This is a genomic window from Mesocryomonas fontinalis (assembly GCF_055730125.2).
In genome coordinates this window covers 82,158-99,392 of sequence record NZ_JBUZWG020000003.1, presented here as the reverse complement: position 1 = coordinate 99,392, position 17,235 = coordinate 82,158, and the positions used below count along the sequence as shown (strand labels likewise).

Sequence of the window (17,235 nt, the reverse complement as noted above, 5' to 3'; positions counted from 1 at the left end):
GTTCTTATAAGGCGTTGTAAATCCAGCGTCTCGGCTGCTCGGCCTTTTCTGGTCGCCACGGCATTCCTGGGCGCGGCGGACGCAAGAGGCGCTGGCGGAGAAGATGGTCCGCTCGTCAGCGGGGACCATCGAGATTGCTATGCCAGCCAAGAGAACAAATCGAGATTTCTGCTGGACAGAAAAGAACAAAACGCGTACGTCTTTCTCCAGCGAAGCGCGATTGCGCGCATGTTCAACGCATGGAATAAGGTGGCTCCCATGGCACAGAAAGCACTACGGCTCGTCGAGGACCCATCGTTGGACAAGAACAAAGCACTCGACGCGGCGCTGTCGCAGATTGAACGCGCCTTCGGCAAGGGCTCGATCATGCGGCTCGGCGCCAATGAGAAGCTGGTCGAGATCGAGACGATCTCCACCGGCTCGCTCGGTCTCGACATGGCGCTCGGCGTCGGCGGCCTGCCGAAGGGCCGCATCGTCGAGGTGTATGGCCCGGAAAGCTCGGGCAAGACGACGCTGGCGCTGCACACCATCGCCGAGGCCCAGAAGAAGGGTGGCATCTGCGCCTTCGTCGATGCCGAGCACGCACTCGACCCGGTCTACGCCCGCAAGCTCGGCGTCGATCTGGAGAACCTCCTGATCTCGCAGCCGGACACTGGCGAGCAGGCGCTGGAGATCGTCGACACGCTGGTGCGCTCGGGCGCTATCGACGTGCTGGTCGTCGATTCGGTTGCGGCGCTGACGCCGCGGGCGGAAATCGAAGGCGAGATGGGCGATTCGCTGCCGGGCATGCAGGCCCGCCTGATGAGCCAGGCGCTGCGCAAGCTGACCGGCTCGATCTCGCGGTCGAAGTGCATGGTGATCTTCATCAACCAGATCCGCATGAAGATCGGCGTCATGTACGGCTCGCCAGAGACCACCACGGGCGGCAACGCGCTGAAGTTCTACGCCTCCGTGCGCCTCGACATCCGCCGCATCGGTGCGATCAAGGACCGCGAGGAAGTTACCGGCAACCAGACCCGCGTGAAGGTCGTCAAGAACAAGCTGGCGCCGCCCTTCAAGCAGATTGAGTTCGACATCATGTACGGCGAGGGCATCTCCAAGACCGGCGAGCTCGTCGATCTTGGCGTCAAGGCCGGCATCGTCGAGAAGTCTGGTGCCTGGTTCTCCTACAACAGCCAGCGCCTCGGCCAGGGCCGTGAGAACGCCAAGACCTTCCTGCGCGACAATCCGGATGTCGCCGACGAGATCGAGACCTCGATCCGCCAGAACGCCGGCCTGATCGCCGAGCAGCTGCTCGACGAGGGCAAGGCGGACGACACCGACGCCTGAAGCTTCGGCAGTCTGAACATGAGGGCGTCCCGTGCATGGCATAGGGCGCCCTTTTTCGTTTCGGCCGTTAGCTAAGCGTTTGAGACTTTCAGCTGTTCTGACGATCGAGGCGGGCAAAGTGTTCGTGGGGACGGCGGCCGCACTGTCCGATGGACAGGGCATGGAGCCGCCGCTACAAAGCCCGACGCCAGGCGACCCGGTCGGCTGGCATCTATCCGGAGTGACGTCGACGCTTGCTCACTTCCAGCGCGGCGCAACGGCCCGGCATCGTGAACCACAGCTGACAGACCGACCGGTCAGGACCGGCTCGTCCGATGCGCTTGAGACGTGAAGGTTTCCATGAGCGGCGTGAACGAAATCCGGTCGGCGTTCCTCGATTATTTCGCAAGGAATGGTCACGAGAAGGTCGCGTCGTCGCCGCTGGTGCCGCGCAACGATCCGACACTGATGTTCACCAATGCCGGCATGGTGCAGTTTAAGAACGTCTTCACCGGCGTCGAGCAGCGACCCTACAGCCGCGCGACCACCTCGCAGAAATGTGTGCGGGCCGGCGGCAAGCACAATGATCTCGACAATGTCGGCTACACCGCGCGCCACCACACCTTCTTCGAGATGCTCGGCAATTTCTCCTTCGGCGACTACTTCAAGGAGAACGCGATCGAGTTCGCCTGGACGCTGCTGACCAAGGAGTTCGCGCTCGCCAAGGACAAGCTTCTCGTCACCGTCTACCATGACGACGAGGAGGCGGCCTCGCTCTGGAAGCGCATTGCCGGGCTCTCCGACGACCGCATCATCCGCATCGCGACCTCCGACAATTTCTGGTCGATGGGCGAGACCGGCCCCTGCGGCCCGTGCTCGGAAATTTTCTATGACCACGGGGACCATATCTGGGGCGGCCCGCCCGGCAGCGCGGACGAGGACGGCGACCGCTTCATCGAGATCTGGAATCTCGTCTTCATGCAGTTCGAGCAGATTTCGCCGACAGAGCGGGTCGCGCTGCCGCGCCCATCGATCGATACCGGCATGGGGCTCGAGCGGGTGGCGGCCGTCCTGCAGGGCGTGCACGACAATTACGACATCGACCTCTTCAAGGCGCTGATCCGCGCGTCTGAGGAGCTGACCGGCGTGCCGGCGACGGGTGAAAACCGCGCCAGCCACCGGGTGATCGCCGATCACCTGCGCTCGTCCGCCTTCCTCATCGCCGACGGTGTGCTGCCGTCGAACGAGGGCCGCGGCTACGTGCTGCGCCGGATCATGCGCCGCGCCATGCGCCACGCGAAGATGCTCGGCGCGCGTGATCCGATCCTCTACAGACTGCTGCCGGTGCTGGTCGCCGAGATGGGCCGAGCCTATCCCGAGCTGGTCCGTGCCGAGGCCCTGACCGCCGAGACGTTCCAGCTGGAGGAGAAGCGCTTCCTGCAGACGCTCGATCGCGGCCTGTCGCTGCTGACCGAGGCGACCGAGGGGCTCGAGAGCGGCGGCCGTCTGTCGGGCGAGACCGCGTTCAAGCTCTACGACACCTACGGCTTTCCGCTGGACCTCACCCAGGACGCGCTGCGCCAGCGCGGCATCGACGTCGACGTCGACGCGTTCAAGACGGCGATGGACCGGCAGAAGGCCGAGGCGCGTGCCAGCTGGGCCGGTTCGGGCGAGACGGCGTCGGAGACGGTGTGGTTCGGTGTTCGCGATCGCGTCGGCCCGACCGAGTTTCTGGGCTACGACACCGAGCAGGCCGAGGGCGTCGCGCTGGCGATCGTCGCTGATGGCGCCGAGGTCACCTCGGCTGCGGCCGGCACGGAGGTTGCGATCGTCGTCAACCAGACGCCGTTCTACGCCGAGTCCGGCGGCCAGCTCGGCGATACCGGGGTCGTGCGCGGCGAGGGCGTCAGCGTCGAGGTCACCAACACGCAGAAGCTGGCGGGTGGCCTCTTCGTGCACCGCGGGCGCGTCGCGACGGGAACGCTGAAGACCGGGGCGCCGCTGGAGCTCGTGGTCGATCATGCCCGCCGGACGAAGATCCGCGCCAACCACTCGGCGACGCATCTGCTGCACGAGGGCTTGCGCGAGGTGCTGGGCACCCATGTCGCCCAGAAGGGTTCGATGGTCTCGGCCGAGCGGCTGCGTTTTGACTTCTCGCACCCGAAGCCCCTCGCGCCGACTGAAGTCGCGGAGGTCGAGCGGCTGGCCAACCAGATCGTGCTGCAGAACGCGGCGGTCTCGACCCGGCTGATGGCCGTCGACGACGCCGTGGCCGAGGGCGCGATGGCGCTGTTCGGCGAGAAGTACGGCGACGAGGTCCGGGTGGTGTCGATGGGCATCGCCGAAGAGGGCGAGAAGGCCGGCAAGCCGTATTCGCTGGAACTCTGCGGTGGCACGCATGTCACCGCGACCGGCGATATCGGTCTCGTCCACGTGGTCGCGGAAACCGCCGTCGGCGCCGGCGTCCGCCGTATCGAGGCGCTGACCGGGGCAGCCGCGCGCGCTTACCTGTTGGAGCAAGATGCAAGGGTGAAGCGCATGGCCGCGGCGCTGCGGGCGGCGCCTGCCGACGTCGCGGACCGGCTGGATGCGCTGGTCGACGAGCGCAAGCGGCTGGAGCGCGAACTCGCGGAGACGAAGAAGCGCCTGGCGCTGGCCGGCGACGGCAGCGCGGGCGTCGCCGGTGGATCGGCGGCGAAGGATGTCGGCGGCGTCAGCTTCCTCGGCCGGGTTCTCGACGGCGTCGCCGCCAAGGATCTGAAGGGCCTCGTCGACGAGGCGAAGACCGGGCTCGGTTCCGGCGTCGTCGTCTTCGTCGCGGTGGCCGAGGGCAAGGCCAGCGTCGTCGTCGGCGTCACCGCCGATCTCACCGCCCGCATCGATGCTGTCGCGCTCGTCCGGCTCGCCGCCGAAGCCATCGGCGGCAAGGGCGGCGGCGGCCGTCCGGACATGGCGCAGGCCGGCGGCCCGGATGGCGACAAGGCGGAAGCTGCGGTTGCGGCGGTGGAGGCAGGACTGGCTGCAGGTTAAGCGGATGGCCTTGCGGTTCGGCTGAAGAGCAGCCGGGCGAGGCGAATGCCGGGGCGTTTTGTATAGTTGGTGCAACAGCCCAGCTGCGTTCTTCGCCCCTCCGGGGAGAAGGTCGCGGCAGCGGGATGAGGGGAGCGCCGCCGCCCCCCTCATCGGCCTGCCGGCCACTTCTCCCCGGAGGGGCGAAGAAGCAGTTGCGGCCTCGCGGCTCTTCCGTTTAAACCGCAACCGTCAGAAAGCGCTCGACCTGCCAATCCGTGCGGTCAGTTTGTTTTCTCACTTTCCGACCGGATCTATCCGACACACGAAAAAGCCCGGCATCGCTGCCGGGCTTTCTGCGTTCTGGCGGGGTGAGGCGAGGCCTCAGGCCATGGCGGTCTTGAGGTTGGCGTCGATCTTATCGAGGAAGCCGGTGGTGGAGAGCCAGGGCTGGTCGGGGCCGATCAGCAGCGCGAGGTCCTTGGTCATGAAGCCGGACTCGACGGTGTCGACGCAGACCTTCTCCAGCGTCTCGGAGAAGCGCTTCAGTTCGGCATTGCCGTCGAGCTTGGCGCGGTGCTTCAGGCCTTGCGTCCAGGCGAAGATCGAGGCGATCGGGTTGGTCGAGGTCTCCTCGCCGCGCTGGTGCTGGCGGTAGTGGCGGGTCACGGTGCCGTGCGCGGCCTCGGCCTCGACGGTCATGCCGTCCGGGGTGAGGAGCACCGAGGTCATCAGGCCGAGCGAACCGAAGCCCTGCGCGACCGTGTCGGACTGGACGTCGCCGTCGTAGTTCTTGCAGGCCCAGACGTAGCCGCCCGACCATTTGAGGTTGGATGCCACCATGTCGTCGATCAGGCGGTGCTCGTAGGTGATCTTGGCTTCCTTGAACTTCGCCTCGAACTCGGCCTTGTAGACCTCCTCGAAGATGTCCTTGAAGCGGCCGTCATAGACCTTGAGGATGGTGTTCTTGGTCGAGAGGTAGACCGGGTAGCCGCGCTGCAGGCCATAGGTCAGCGACGCCCGGGCGAAGTCGCGGATGGAATCGTCGAGGTTGTACATCGCCATGGCGACGCCGGCGCTCGGCGCGTCGAACACCTCGTGCTCGATCGTCTGGCCGTCCTCGCCGACGAACTTGATCGACAGCTTGCCCTTGCCGGGGAACTTGAAATCGGTCGCCTTGTACTGGTCGCCGAAGGCATGGCGGCCGACGATGACGGGCTTGGTCCAGCCGGGCACGAGGCGGGGCACGTTCTTGGCGATGATCGGCTCGCGGAAGATGACGCCGCCGAGGATGTTGCGGATGGTGCCGTTCGGCGACTTCCACATCTTCTTCAGCGAAAACTCCTTCACCCGCTCCTCGTCGGGGGTGATGGTGGCGCACTTCACGCCGACGCCGTGCTTCTGGATGGCGTGGGCGGCGTCGATGGTCACCTGGTCGGAGGTGGCGTCGCGGTTCTCGATGCCGAGATCGTAGTATTCGAGGTTGATGTCGAGATAGGGGTGGATCAGCTTGTCCTTGATGAACTGCCAGATGATCCGGGTCATCTCGTCGCCGTCGAGTTCCACGACCGGGTTGGCTACCTTGATCTTCGCCATCGAATATTTCCTTGGGTTTCAGGATCGGGCCATATGGCCGTCTCGGGTCCGAGGGGTGGGAGTCCCCTCGCGGGCGTGGCCGGCCTATACCATCGCCATTCGCCGAGGCAAAGCGCCCGCTGCTCGGCAAGGGGCGATCGCGCAACGTCGGGGACGCTGCCGCATTCCAGCCAGAGAGAAACCTATCCGGGGAAGCCAGCGCCATGCTTGAAACCGTCGAGGCACCCTGCGGTGCCATCCGGGGCCGCCGCGCGGGCGGCGTGCTCGCATGCCTCGGCATTCCCTATGCCGAGCCGCCGACCGGGGACGGACGGTTTGCCCCGCCGCGGCGAAAGGAGCGCTTCGAGGTCCGATTCGACGCGCTCGCCTATGGCCCCGCGGCGCCGCAGAAGCGGATGCTGCCGGAAGCGCTGGCGAGGATCGCCGGGACCCTCAGCCGGTTTGACGAGGACTGCCTGAACCTCAACGTCTGGACGCCGGGCACGGCGGGGCGACGACCGGTGCTGGTCTTCCTGCACGGTGGCGGCTTCGTCATCGGGGCCGGTGCGCAATATCCCGGCGACGAGCTGGTGCGGCGCGGCGACGTGGTGGTGGTCACGCTGAACTACCGCCTCGGCCTCGTCGGCTTCAACGCCTTCGGCGAGCTGTTTCCGAGCGATCCGCGGTTCACCGCCAATGCCGGCCTGCAGGACCAGGTGATGGCGCTGGAATGGGTGCGCGACAACATCGCAGCTTTCGGCGGCGATCCGGACCAAGTGACCATCGCCGGCGAATCGGCGGGTGCGGTCTCGGCGGCCTTCCATCTGGTGCACCGGCCGTCCTGGCCGCTCTATCACCGCGCCATCCTGCAGTCCGGCGGGCTCAACCTCTTCTATCCCCGCGAGGCGGCGGTGCGGGTGGCGGAGGATGTCCTCGGCGCGCTCGGTGCCCGAGGCGATCCGGACCGCCTGTTCCCGTTGTCGCCCGATGCCTTCGGCGCGGTGGCGGCGAAGCTGCGCGGGCGCCATTCCGGCATCCTGTCGCGGCCCTATGTCGACGGAACGCTGGTGCCGGCTCTGTCGCTGCCAGGGCTCTATCAGGCAATGCAGCCGGTGCCGCTGCTGATCGGCACCAACCGCGACGAGTTCTCCTTTTTCACCGACCTGCCGATCTTTCCGGTGCGGGCGGACCATGCGGCGCTGGCCGCCGCGGTGGCGGCGGATGCCGGGCCGGAGCGCGCCGGGATCGTCAAGGCGCTCTATCCCGACACGCGGGACGGTCGCATCGCCTTCGGCACCGACATCATGTTCCGCATTCCCTCGGTGCATCTGGCCGAGACGCAAGCCGCGCGGGCGCCGACCTTCGCCTACCGGCTGGACTGGCGGGCGAAGGGTCTGCTGTCGAAGCTCGGCGCCACGCACTCGGTCGACCTGCCGCTGCTGTTCGAGGATTTCCTAAAGCCGTTCCGCTGGATCTATCTCGGCATGCTGCCGGATCACCGCCGCTACGCGCTGGCGGAACGGATGCGCGACCACTGGCTGGCTTTCGTCCGGAACGGCGCCCCCGGTGCCGAATGGCCGGCCTATACAATCGAGCGCCGGGAGACGAAGATCTTCGACACGGCGGACCGCGTGGAAGCCGATCCCGAGGGCATCCGGCGGGAGGCCTTCGAGGCGGTCGACGGCTTCACGCTCTGAATCACCGTGCTGTCACGGCGAATCCGCTGACGTCTCCAAGCATCTGTTCGCGCTCCTCTTGGCCGGCGGTGCGCGGCGGGGTATCAGCGGGCGACACAGGAGAGACACGTGGCAGGAACAAACCGCAGGGAACGGCTGATGGCTGCCGGCGAGGAACTGGCGGCATCGCCGGCGATCGTGCTGGTCGAGCCGCAGCTTGGCGAGAACATCGGCATGGTGGCGCGGGCGATGGCGAATTTCGGCCTGCGCGACCTCCGTCTCGTCGCACCGCGCGATGGCTGGCCGAACGAGCGCGCGAGCGCGGCGGCCTCCGGCGCAGTGCACGTGATCGAGGCCGCGCGGGTGTACGAGACCGTCGAGGCGGCCGTGGCCGATCTCACCTATCTCTTCGCCACCACGGCCCGTCCGCGCGACAGCTTCAAGCCCGTGCGGGGGCCCGACTCGGCGGGACAGGAGCTGCGCGCCCGCATCTCCGCCGGCCAGCGGGCAGGGATCCTGTTCGGGCGGGAGCGTTTTGGGCTGAACAACGAGGAAGTCGGCATGGCCGACGAGATCGTCACCTTCCCGGTCGACCCGGCCTTCGCCTCGCTGAACATCGCCCAGGCGGTTCTTCTGATGAGCTATGAATGGATGCGTTCGGGCCAGATGGCGGCCGGACAGGCGCTGGTCGAAGGGCCGCGCTTTGCCGCTCCCGAGGTTGCGCCGGCGGAGAAGGAAGACCTCTTCCGTTTCCTCGGCCATCTCGAGGCGACGCTCGATCAGGCCAACTACTTCCACCCCGAGGAGAAGCGGGCGGCGATGTCGCAGAAGGTCCGCACCATCCTCACCCGCGCCAGTTTCAGCGAGCAGGAAGTGCGGACGATGCGGGGCATGCTGCGCCATATCGAGCGCCGGATGGCCAAGGGGGCGCGATGAGCGACCAGTTCGCCGAGGTGCTGGAGCGGGTGAAGGCGCTGAAGCAGCGGCCGGTGCTGGTGTTCGACAGCGGCATCGGCGGACTGACGGTGCTGCGCGAACTCCGTACGGTGATGCCCGACCGTTCCTTCGTCTACGTCGCAGACGATGCGGGCTTCCCCTATGGCGACTGGGAGGAGGACGCGCTGATAAAACGGATCTGCGATCTCTTCGCCGTGCTGATCGAGACGCACGATCCCGAGCTCGCGGTGATCGCCTGCAACACCGCCTCGACGCTGGTCCTGCCGGCGCTCCGCGCGCGTTTCCAGATCCCGTTCGTCGGCACGGTGCCAGCGATCAAGCCTGCGGCCGAGCGCACGCGGTCGGGCCTCGTCAGCGTGCTGGCGACGCCCGGCACTGTGAAACGCGACTATACCCGCGGGCTGATTTCGCAGTTTGCCCAGCAGTGCCATGTCCGCCTGGTCGGCTCGAAGAACCTTGCGGCCATGGCGGAAGCGCATCTGCGGGGCGCCAGCCTGGAGGCAGACGCGGTCCGCGGCGAGATCGATGCCTGCTTCTTCGAGAGCGAGGGAAAGCGCACGGACATCGTCGTCCTCGCCTGCACGCACTATCCATTTCTCGCCAACGTCTTCCGCAAGCTGGCACCCTGGCCGGTGGACTGGCTCGACCCCGCCGAGGCGATCGCCCGCCAGGCGTTGAAGCTGCTGCCGGCATCGGTGTCGGCGCTGCCCGACGGGTTCGACCGGGCGATCTTCACCGCGGGTCCACCGGACTACCTGACGACGCGGCTGATCCACGGTTTCGGACTGGCGCTGTAGCGCAAGACACGGCGTCGGCAGGCTAGCGGCTGGGCAGGTTCCGTTGGCCTGCGGTGCAGGGGGCGGAACGTGTGCGCTGCGCAAACGTTCGGGCTGCATCGAGAAACCGGGACACGCTCCATGGATATCATCCGCATCATCATCGCCATCTTCCTGCCGCCGGTCGCGGTGTTCACGCAGGTCGGTCTCGGCAAGCACTTCTGGATCAACTGCCTGCTGACGCTGTGCGGCTGGCTGCCCGGCGTGATCCACGCGCTCTACGTCATCGGCAAATACTGAATCGTCGCCTCGGCTTGACTTATTTCCTTCATCTGACTACCCAGAGCCCAACCGGTCGCGCCTCGGGTGCGATCGGTTTTTAACGTGTCCCGTGAATTGCCCGGCTTCGCTGCAGGGGTAGTTCTGTCAGTCCGCCGCCGGCGGGCAGAGGAGGGCGCGTTTCCTCGCCCGGTCGGATGGTCCGCCCGGGTTTTTCGTTTGAAGGAAATGCGATGACAAAGCGCGCCGAATCCAAGTACAAAATCGATCGCCGCATGGGCGAGAACATCTGGGGACGCCCGAAGTCCCCGGTCAACCGTCGCCAGTACGGCCCCGGCCAGCACGGCCAGCGCCGCAAGGGCAAGGTCTCCGACTTCGGCGTGCAGCTGCGCGCCAAGCAGAAGCTCAAGGGCTACTACGGCGACGTTTCCGAGAAGCAGTTCCGCAAGACCTACGAGGAAGCCGCGCGCCGCAAGGGCGACACCTCGGAGAACCTGATCGGCCTGCTCGAGAGCCGCCTCGACGCCGTCGTCTACCGTTCGAAGTTCGTGGCGACCGTGTTCGCGGCCCGCCAGTTCGTCAACCACGGCCACATCAACGTCAACGGCGTGCGCACCAACATCGGCTCGTACCTCTGCAAGGCCGGCGACGTGATCGAGATCCGTCCGAAGTCGAAGCAGCTGGCGATCGTCCTCGAGGCGACGCAGCTCGCCGAGCGCGACGTTCCCGATTACATCGAGGCGGATCACCAGAAGATGGTCGCGACCTACCAGCGCGTTCCGGGCCTCGCCGACGTTCCTTACGCCGTGCAGATGGAACCGAACCTCGTCGTCGAATTCTACTCGCGCTAAGATCTTCGCCTCGGCGATATCTGGAGAAGGCCGTCCCTCGGGGCGGCCTTTTTCGTTGGCGGAACAGCCGCCGCGCCGTCCGGCTTTTGTTTTTCACCGCGCCGTCCTGTAAGCCTCGGCCCACCAGAGGAGCCCGATATGCTCGACGACTTTCAGCCCGAGACCATCGCAGCGCCGGAGGAGGTGACCGGTGACGGCGCCCATCCGCTGATGCGCGCAGCGCCGGACTCGGTCGGGTTCAAGAAGCTGCGAAAGCGGCTGCTGCGCGAGGTCAGGGAAACGATCGAGACCGCCGGCATGGTGCGGCCCGGCGCCCGCTGGCTGGTCGGCATTTCTGGCGGCAAGGATTCGTACGCGCTGCTGGCGCTGCTGTCCGACCTCAAATGGCGGGGGCTGCTGCCGGTCGACCTGCTCGCCTGCAACCTCGACCAGGGCCAGCCGAACTTCCCGAAGCACGTGCTGCCGGACTTCCTCACCGCGCACGGCATTCCGCACCGCATCGAATACCGCGACACCTATTCGGTGGTGAAGGAGAAGGTCCCTGCGGGCGCGACCTACTGCGCGCTCTGCTCGCGTCTCCGGCGCGGCCACCTCTATCGCATCGCGCGGGAGGAGGGCTGTGAGGCACTGGTGCTCGGACATCACCGCGAGGACTGTCTCGAGACCTTCTTCCTCAACCTCTTCCACGGCGGGCGAATGTCGGCGATGCCGGCGAAGCTCCTGAACGACGAGGGCGACATCACGGTGCTTCGCCCGCTGATCCGCTCTGCCGAGGACGACATCGGCAAGTTCACGGCGGCACTCGGCTTCCCGATCATCCCCTGCGACCTCTGCGGCAGCCAGGACGGGCTGCAGCGCAATGCCACCAAGGCGATGCTGGCCGAGATGGAGCAGCGCTTTCCCGGCCGCAAGGACACCATCCTGCGGGCGCTGTCGAACGTTGCGCCGAGCCACCTCCTCGACCCCAAGCTCTTCGACTTCGCCAGCCTCGGCGCCGACCGCCCGATGGCCGGCGCATCTGACTGACATCCGCGGCGGGTAGGGTTTCGTTCGTCCAGAAGACGCGATTCGCTTCTTGCCCGAGAAGCTCCAGCAGCAGGAATGACGCATTGAGTCCCATCGACATCGACCAGCTCGCCACTGTGCTCCGCAATGCGGCGCACACCGAGATCATGCCGCGATTCCGCCGCCTCGGCAGCGGCGACATCAGGCAGAAGACCTCGGCCATCGACCTCGTGACGGAGGCCGACGAGGCCGCCGAGCGTTTCATTTCGGCGGAATGCGCCCGGCTCTGGCCGCAGGCGAACTTCGTCGGCGAGGAGGGCGTGGCCGCTGACGAGGGCAAGCTTGCGAGCGTCGGAACAGCGGAACTCTCGATCGTCGTCGACCCGATCGACGGCACCGCCAACTTCGCCTCGGGCGCGCCGCTGTTCGCGGTCATGGCGGCCGTGGTGTGGAAGGGCGAGACCGTTGCGGGGATCATCTACGATCCGCTCGGCGATGACTTCGTGATTGCGGAGAAGGGCGCCGGGACCTTCCTAAAGCGCCCCGATGGCGAGGCGATCCGCCAGACCGTGGCGCCCGCAGTCTCCGTGTCGGAAATGGTCGGCATGGCCTCGGGATCGTCGCTGCCGCTGGCGGAGCGCCGGGCGCTGCTGTCGCACCTCGCGGCAGTGAAGGTTGTCGGCAACTTCCGCTGTGCGGGGCACGAGTACCGGCTGGCTGGCACAGGGCACCTGCACTTCGCCATCTATCACAAGCTGATGCCCTGGGATCATCTCGCTGGCGCGCTGATCATCGAGGAGGCCGGCGGCTACGTCCGGCGCCACGACGGCTCGGCCTACCCGCCGCAGCATGTCGACGGCGGGTTGCTGTGCGCGACCGACGAGGACAGCTGGCACGCGCTAAGCAACACGATCCATCCCGGCCGCGGCTAGGGATTTTGCAATCCAACCAGCGCGTCTACGCCGACGTGCTGGTTCGACTGGTAGGCAAACCTTACTCGGCTGGCGTCTGCCCGGACGCCTCCGCAACGTGCTCGTGCCGCTCGCGCGGGCGATCGAACAGGCGGCCGCGCTCGGCGTAGAGGACGCAGGCGATCGAGCCGAGCGAAAGGATGGTGAAGCCGGCATAGAGCGGCATCAGCGTCCCGTTGTAGCAATAGCCGATCAAGGCCCCGAGCAGCCCGCCACCCAGCGTCTGCATGAAGCCGAGGACCGAGGATGCGGTGCCCGCGACATGGCCCAGCGGGTCGAGCGCGAGGGCGTTGAAGTTGCTGCCGATGAAGCCGAACATGCAGAATGTCAGCGTCATCATCGGCAGGAACAGGCCGAAAGGCATGGCCCCGCCAAGGGCGGTCGACAGAGCCAGCTGGGCAATGCTGAGGATCGTGAAGATCAGCAGCGCACCATGCGACAGGCGCCGCATCCCGAACCGCTCGACCAGCCGGGAATTGGTGAAGGAGGCCGAGGCCATGAAGATCGCGACCATCGAAAAGTAGAGCGTGAACGACGGGCCGAGATGGTAGATGCCGGTGTAGACCTGCTCGGCCTGGTTGATGAAGCCGAACAGCACGCCGAAGATCAGCGCCGTCGCCAGCGTGTAGCCGAACGAGCGGCGGTTCGTCAGGACGATGCGGAAGGCGCCGGCCGTCCGCTTGAGGGTCAGCGGCAGGCGGTCCTCGGGATGCAGCGTTTCCGGCAGCCGGAAGGCGGTCCAGACGAGGACAATGGTGCCGAACACGCCGGTGACGAGGAAGATCTCCTGCCAGCTGCCAAAGTTCATGATCAGCTGACCGACGTTCGGTGCGACGACCGGAACGGCCATGAACACCATCATCACCAGCGACATGACGCTCGCCATGCGGGCGCCGCCAAAACAGTCGCGCACGATCGAGACAGCGATGACCCGCGTTGCGGCGGCACCGACGCCCTGGAGCGCGCGCAAGGCGAGGAGGGCGCCGAAGCTCGGCGAGAAGATTGCGGTGAACGAGGCGAGGATGTAGACGGCAAGGCCGAAGAACAGCACGGGGCGGCGTCCGAACCTGTCGGACAGCGTGCCGTAGACGATCTGCGCGGTGCCGAAGCCGATGACGTAGGCAGTGATGACGAACTGGCGCTGGTTGCCGGTCGCGACGTCGAGCGCGCTGCCGATCTGCTGCAGCGCGGGGATGAAGATGTCGATCGCGGCGGCGTTCAGCGCCATCATCGCGGCGACCATGGTGACGAGCTCCCAATAGGGTAGCCCCAGCGCAGCACTGCGGCTCGGCGCGTTCGACATGTCAGATCCTTTCCGGCGGATGCGATTTAGATACCGCCGCTATGGATATTTGCAAGCTGATCTTAGTAACGGAGGGTGTCCGGGGGATCGTCGATTAGGCGCGTCGCCTGCCGGGGCGCATGAGACGCACGGGACATCCCCAAAATAGCGAAAGCCCGCTCAATGAGCGGGCTTTCCAGTCGAACAGGAATGAAGCCTCTGATCAGGCCGTGGCAGGGGACGGCACGGTGGTCGAGACGCCCTTTTCGGCGAAGAAATCCTTCAGTTCGCCGGCCTGGAACATTTCGCGCAGGATGTCGGAGCCTCCGACGAACTCGCCCTTCACGTAGACCTGGGGAATGGTCGGCCACTGGCCGTAGTCCTTGATGCCCTGCCGCATTTCGGCCGAGTCGAGGACGTTCACGCCCTTGTAGGTGACCCCCATGTAGTCGAGGATCTGGACCACCTGTCCGGAAAAGCCGCACTGCGGGAAGGCGGGGGTGCCCTTCATGAAGACGACGATGTCGTTGGTCTTCACTTCGTTGTCGATCCAGTCGTTGATGCCGGTCATGTCAGGTCCTTCTTATTGTGGCGACGGATGGTTGCGCGACGCCTGTTCTAGCGCCGTAAGACGATCGTCGATGTCACCGATCCTGCTTGATGCGAAAAAGCCGTCGGTCATTCGATTCAGAATATTGTTTTCCATGATCGCCATGTCGAACTTGATTTCGCCGACATCGCGTTCGATCCGCTCAAGCCTCGTCTGCTGCCTCGATAGGATATCAACGATCTGGACGAAACGTGTGTCCAACTCGACGAGCCGCCTGTCGACGCGGCGAAGCAATTCCAGCGTGTGGCTTGCAACATTGTCGGGACGGGACTCGTCGGGGCCGCTCATATCCTCAACATATTACTTCGGGGCGCTGGTTTGAAGGGCCAGGGCATGCAGGATGCCGCCCATGTTGCCCTGCAGCGCCTGATAGACCATCTGGTGCTGCTGGACGCGCGACTTGCCGCGAAAGCTCTCCGCCACGACTTCCGCCGCATAGTGATCGCCGTCGCCCGCGAGGTCGCGGATGGTGACCTCGGCATCGGGGATACCGTCCTTGATCATCTTCTCGATGTCATGGGCGTTCATCGCCATCAGGCGCTTCTCCTGTGCTGTGGCCGCCGGGCAGCCCTTGTCGACGGGAAGATAGGCGCTTCCCCCGGTGTGATCAATCGAACGAGCGGCGCTGTCCGCCCCTACTCGGCGGCTTCGGCCAGCGGCAGGCTGCCGGACATGTAGTCGGGGAACCAGGTCTCGTGCGCGACGGTGAGGTCGGCGACGGGAACCTGAAGCCGCGCCTCGATCGTCAGCCTGTCGCCGCCGACGGTGCCGAGCCGCTGCAGGGTGACGCCAACCGCTGCCGCATCGTTCGCCAGGGTCGTCGCCGCCGCAGCGGAGAGCGCGACGACGTAGCGCGCCTGGTCCTCGCCGAACAGCAGTGCGTGAGCCGCGCCGGCACCGAGGTCGACCGTCGCGCCGAGGTTTGCCGCGATGCACATTTCCGCCAGCGTCACCGCGAGGCCGCCGTCGGAGACGTCGTGGCATGCGACGACGCGGCCGCTGCGGATGAGATTTCGCACGAAATCGCCATTGCGCTTCTCCTCGGCAAGGTCTACCGGCGGCGGGGCGCCGTCCTCGCGGCCCTCGATCTCGCGTAGGTAGATCGAAGCGCCGAGATGTGCGCCGGGAACGCCGACAAGGAACAGCGTGTCGCCTTCGACCATGCCGCCGACGCGGGCGGTCTTCGAGCGGTCGTCGATCAGGCCGACGCCGCCAATCGTCGGGGTCGGCAGGATGCCTTGGCCTTGGGTCTCGTTGTAGAGCGAGACGTTGCCCGAAACGATCGGGAAGCCCAGCGCCTCGCAGGCCGCGCCGATGCCCTGGATGGCCCGCACCAGCTGGCCCATGATCTCGGGCTTCTCCGGATTGCCGAAGTTGAGGTTGTCGGTGGCGGCCAGTGGCTCGGCGCCGACGGCCGTGAGGTTGCGCCAGCATTCGGCGACCGCCTGCATGCCACCCTGGAAGGGATCCGCCTCGCAATAGCGCGGCGTCACGTCGCTGGTGAAGGCGAGCGCCTTGGTGGCGTGGCCGTCCACGCGCACGACGCCGGCGTCGCCGCCGGGCCGCTGCAGAGAGTTGCCCTGGATCAGCGTGTCGTACTGCTCGAACACCCAGCGCCGCGAGGCGATGTCGGGCGAGCCCATCAGTTTCAAAAGGATCTCGTCGTAACGCTCGTGCTCGGCGAGGTCGGCCGCATGCACCGTCTTCGGCGGAACCGGCTCGATCCACGGGCGATCGTATTCCGGCGCCTCGTCGCCGAGTTCGCGGATCGGCAGGTTCGCCACTTCCACGCCCTGGAACAGCACGCGGAAACGCAGATCGTCGGTGGTGATGCCGACGACGGCGAAGTCGAGGCCCCACTTGACGAAGATCGCCTCGGCAACCGCCTGCTTCGACGGCTCGAGCACCATGAGCATGCGCTCCTGGCTCTCCGACAGCATCATCTCGTACGGCGTCATGTGCGTCTCGCGCACCGGCACCTTGTCGAGGTCGAGCTCAATGCCGAGGCCACCCTTGGCGCCCATTTCCACGGCCGAGCAGGTGAGGCCGGCGGCGCCCATGTCCTGGATGGCGATGACCGCGCCGGTCTTCATCAGCTCGAGGCAGGCCTCCAGCAGGCACTTCTCGGTGAAGGGGTCGCCAACCTGCACGGTCGGGCGCTTCTCCTCGATGTCGGCATCGAACTCGGCAGATGCCATGGTCGCGCCGCCGACGCCGTCGCGGCCGGTCTTGGCGCCGAGGTAGACGACGGGGAGCCCGACGCCCTTGGCTTCGGAGAGGAAGATCGCGTCGGTCTTCGCGAGGCCTGCCGCGAAGGCGTTGACCAGGCAGTTGCCGTTGTAGCGGGGATGGAAGTTGACCTCGCCGCCGACTGTCGGCACGCCGAAGGCATTGCCGTAGCCGCCGATGCCGGCAACGACACCGGCGACGAGGTGCCGGGTCTTCGGATGGTCGGGGGCACCGAAGCGCAGCGCATTCATCGCCGCGATCGGCCGGGCGCCCATGGTGAAGACGTCGCGCAGGATGCCGCCGATTCCCGTCGCCGCGCCCTGGTAGGGCTCGATGTAGGACGGGTGGTTATGGCTCTCCATCTTGAAGACCACGCAGTCGCCGTCGCCGATGTCGACGACGCCGGCGTTCTCGCCGGGGCCCTGGATGACGCGCACGCCCTTGGTCGGCAGCGTCTTCAGCCAGCGCTTCGACGACTTGTAGGAGCAGTGCTCGTTCCACATCGCCGAGAAGATGCCGAGCTCGGTGATCAGCGGCACGCGGCCGATGAGGTCGAGGATGCGCTGGTACTCGTCGGGCTTCAGCCCGTGCGCGGCGACGATCTCGGGCGTGATGGTGATCTCGGTCATGGCAGTCTCCGTGCGCCGGGGCGTCAGGGGTGTTGGGCGGGATGGCCCGTCCGTTTCATCTTGGTGGCGCCGACCGGG

The 17,235-nt window shown here is 66.3% G+C and carries 15 protein-coding genes; 9 read left to right on the top strand and 6 right to left on the bottom strand.

Annotation, left to right across the window (positions count from 1 at the left end):
- The first annotated feature begins 258 nt into the window (after positions 1-258).
- Positions 259-1,329 carry a recombinase RecA gene (gene recA, locus ACZL02_RS08640; protein ID WP_472937424.1) on the top strand — a complete coding sequence of 357 codons (1,071 nt, stop codon included), beginning with the start codon at positions 259-261 and terminating at the stop codon, positions 1,327-1,329.
- Between the two features lie 339 nt (positions 1,330-1,668).
- A complete protein-coding gene (gene alaS / locus ACZL02_RS08635) occupies positions 1,669-4,338 on the top strand; it encodes an alanine--tRNA ligase (protein WP_472937425.1) in 2,670 nt (889 codons plus the stop codon).
- Between the two features lie 363 nt (positions 4,339-4,701).
- Here the strand turns inward: alaS and ACZL02_RS08630 are convergent, their stop codons facing one another.
- Positions 4,702-5,913: an NADP-dependent isocitrate dehydrogenase gene (locus ACZL02_RS08630; RefSeq protein ID WP_472937426.1), complete on the bottom strand. Its 1,212-nt coding sequence runs from the start codon at positions 5,911-5,913 to the stop codon at positions 4,702-4,704.
- 203 nt (positions 5,914-6,116) lie between these two features.
- Between ACZL02_RS08630 and ACZL02_RS08625 the strand changes: the two genes are divergently transcribed.
- The 7 genes from ACZL02_RS08625 (at position 6,117) to ACZL02_RS08595 (ending at position 12,368) form a co-directional block, all read left to right on the top strand.
- Complete coding sequence (locus ACZL02_RS08625; protein WP_472937427.1) at positions 6,117-7,589, top strand: carboxylesterase/lipase family protein; 1,473 nt, start codon at positions 6,117-6,119, stop codon at positions 7,587-7,589.
- A 108-nt stretch (positions 7,590-7,697) separates the two neighbouring features.
- Positions 7,698-8,504, top strand: coding sequence for an RNA methyltransferase (locus ACZL02_RS08620; RefSeq protein WP_472937428.1), 807 nt, complete (start codon positions 7,698-7,700; stop codon positions 8,502-8,504).
- Entirely contained in the window at positions 8,501-9,322 is an 822-nt protein-coding gene (murI, locus tag ACZL02_RS08615) for a glutamate racemase (RefSeq protein WP_472937429.1), read from the top strand. The genes ACZL02_RS08620 and murI overlap by 4 nt, the downstream gene beginning before the upstream one ends.
- 120 nt (positions 9,323-9,442) lie before the next feature.
- A complete protein-coding gene (locus ACZL02_RS08610) occupies positions 9,443-9,601 on the top strand; it encodes a YqaE/Pmp3 family membrane protein (protein WP_472935035.1) in 159 nt (52 codons plus the stop codon).
- 212 nt (positions 9,602-9,813) lie between these two features.
- Complete coding sequence (rpsD, locus tag ACZL02_RS08605; RefSeq protein ID WP_472935036.1) at positions 9,814-10,431, top strand: 30S ribosomal protein S4; 618 nt, start codon at positions 9,814-9,816, stop codon at positions 10,429-10,431.
- Positions 10,432-10,569: 138 nt separating this feature from the next.
- The gene (ttcA, locus tag ACZL02_RS08600; RefSeq protein ID WP_472937430.1) at positions 10,570-11,457 is read left to right on the top strand and encodes a tRNA 2-thiocytidine(32) synthetase TtcA; all 888 of its coding nucleotides are present in this window, start codon (positions 10,570-10,572) and stop codon (positions 11,455-11,457) included.
- Between the two features lie 83 nt (positions 11,458-11,540).
- Entirely contained in the window at positions 11,541-12,368 is an 828-nt protein-coding gene (locus tag ACZL02_RS08595) for an inositol monophosphatase family protein (protein WP_472937431.1), read from the top strand.
- Between the two features lie 61 nt (positions 12,369-12,429).
- Here the strand turns inward: ACZL02_RS08595 and ACZL02_RS08590 are convergent, their stop codons facing one another.
- The 5 genes from ACZL02_RS08590 to purL all read right to left on the bottom strand — a co-directional run bounded on the left by ACZL02_RS08590 (position 12,430) and on the right by purL (position 17,157).
- On the bottom strand, positions 12,430-13,710 hold the full coding sequence (locus ACZL02_RS08590) for a multidrug effflux MFS transporter (RefSeq protein ID WP_472937432.1): 1,281 nt from the start codon (positions 13,708-13,710) through the stop codon (positions 12,430-12,432).
- 202 nt (positions 13,711-13,912) lie between these two features.
- Positions 13,913-14,260, bottom strand: coding sequence for a Grx4 family monothiol glutaredoxin (gene grxD / locus ACZL02_RS08585; protein WP_472937433.1), 348 nt, complete (start codon positions 14,258-14,260; stop codon positions 13,913-13,915).
- A 12-nt stretch (positions 14,261-14,272) separates the two neighbouring features.
- On the bottom strand, positions 14,273-14,587 hold the full coding sequence (locus ACZL02_RS08580; RefSeq protein ID WP_472937434.1) for a hypothetical protein: 315 nt from the start codon (positions 14,585-14,587) through the stop codon (positions 14,273-14,275).
- A 12-nt stretch (positions 14,588-14,599) separates the two neighbouring features.
- Positions 14,600-14,833: a BolA/IbaG family iron-sulfur metabolism protein gene (locus ACZL02_RS08575; protein ID WP_056501737.1), complete on the bottom strand. Its 234-nt coding sequence runs from the start codon at positions 14,831-14,833 to the stop codon at positions 14,600-14,602.
- 101 nt (positions 14,834-14,934) lie between these two features.
- Complete coding sequence (gene purL / locus ACZL02_RS08570) at positions 14,935-17,157, bottom strand: phosphoribosylformylglycinamidine synthase subunit PurL (RefSeq protein WP_472937435.1); 2,223 nt, start codon at positions 17,155-17,157, stop codon at positions 14,935-14,937.
- Positions 17,158-17,235 lie beyond the last annotated feature (78 nt).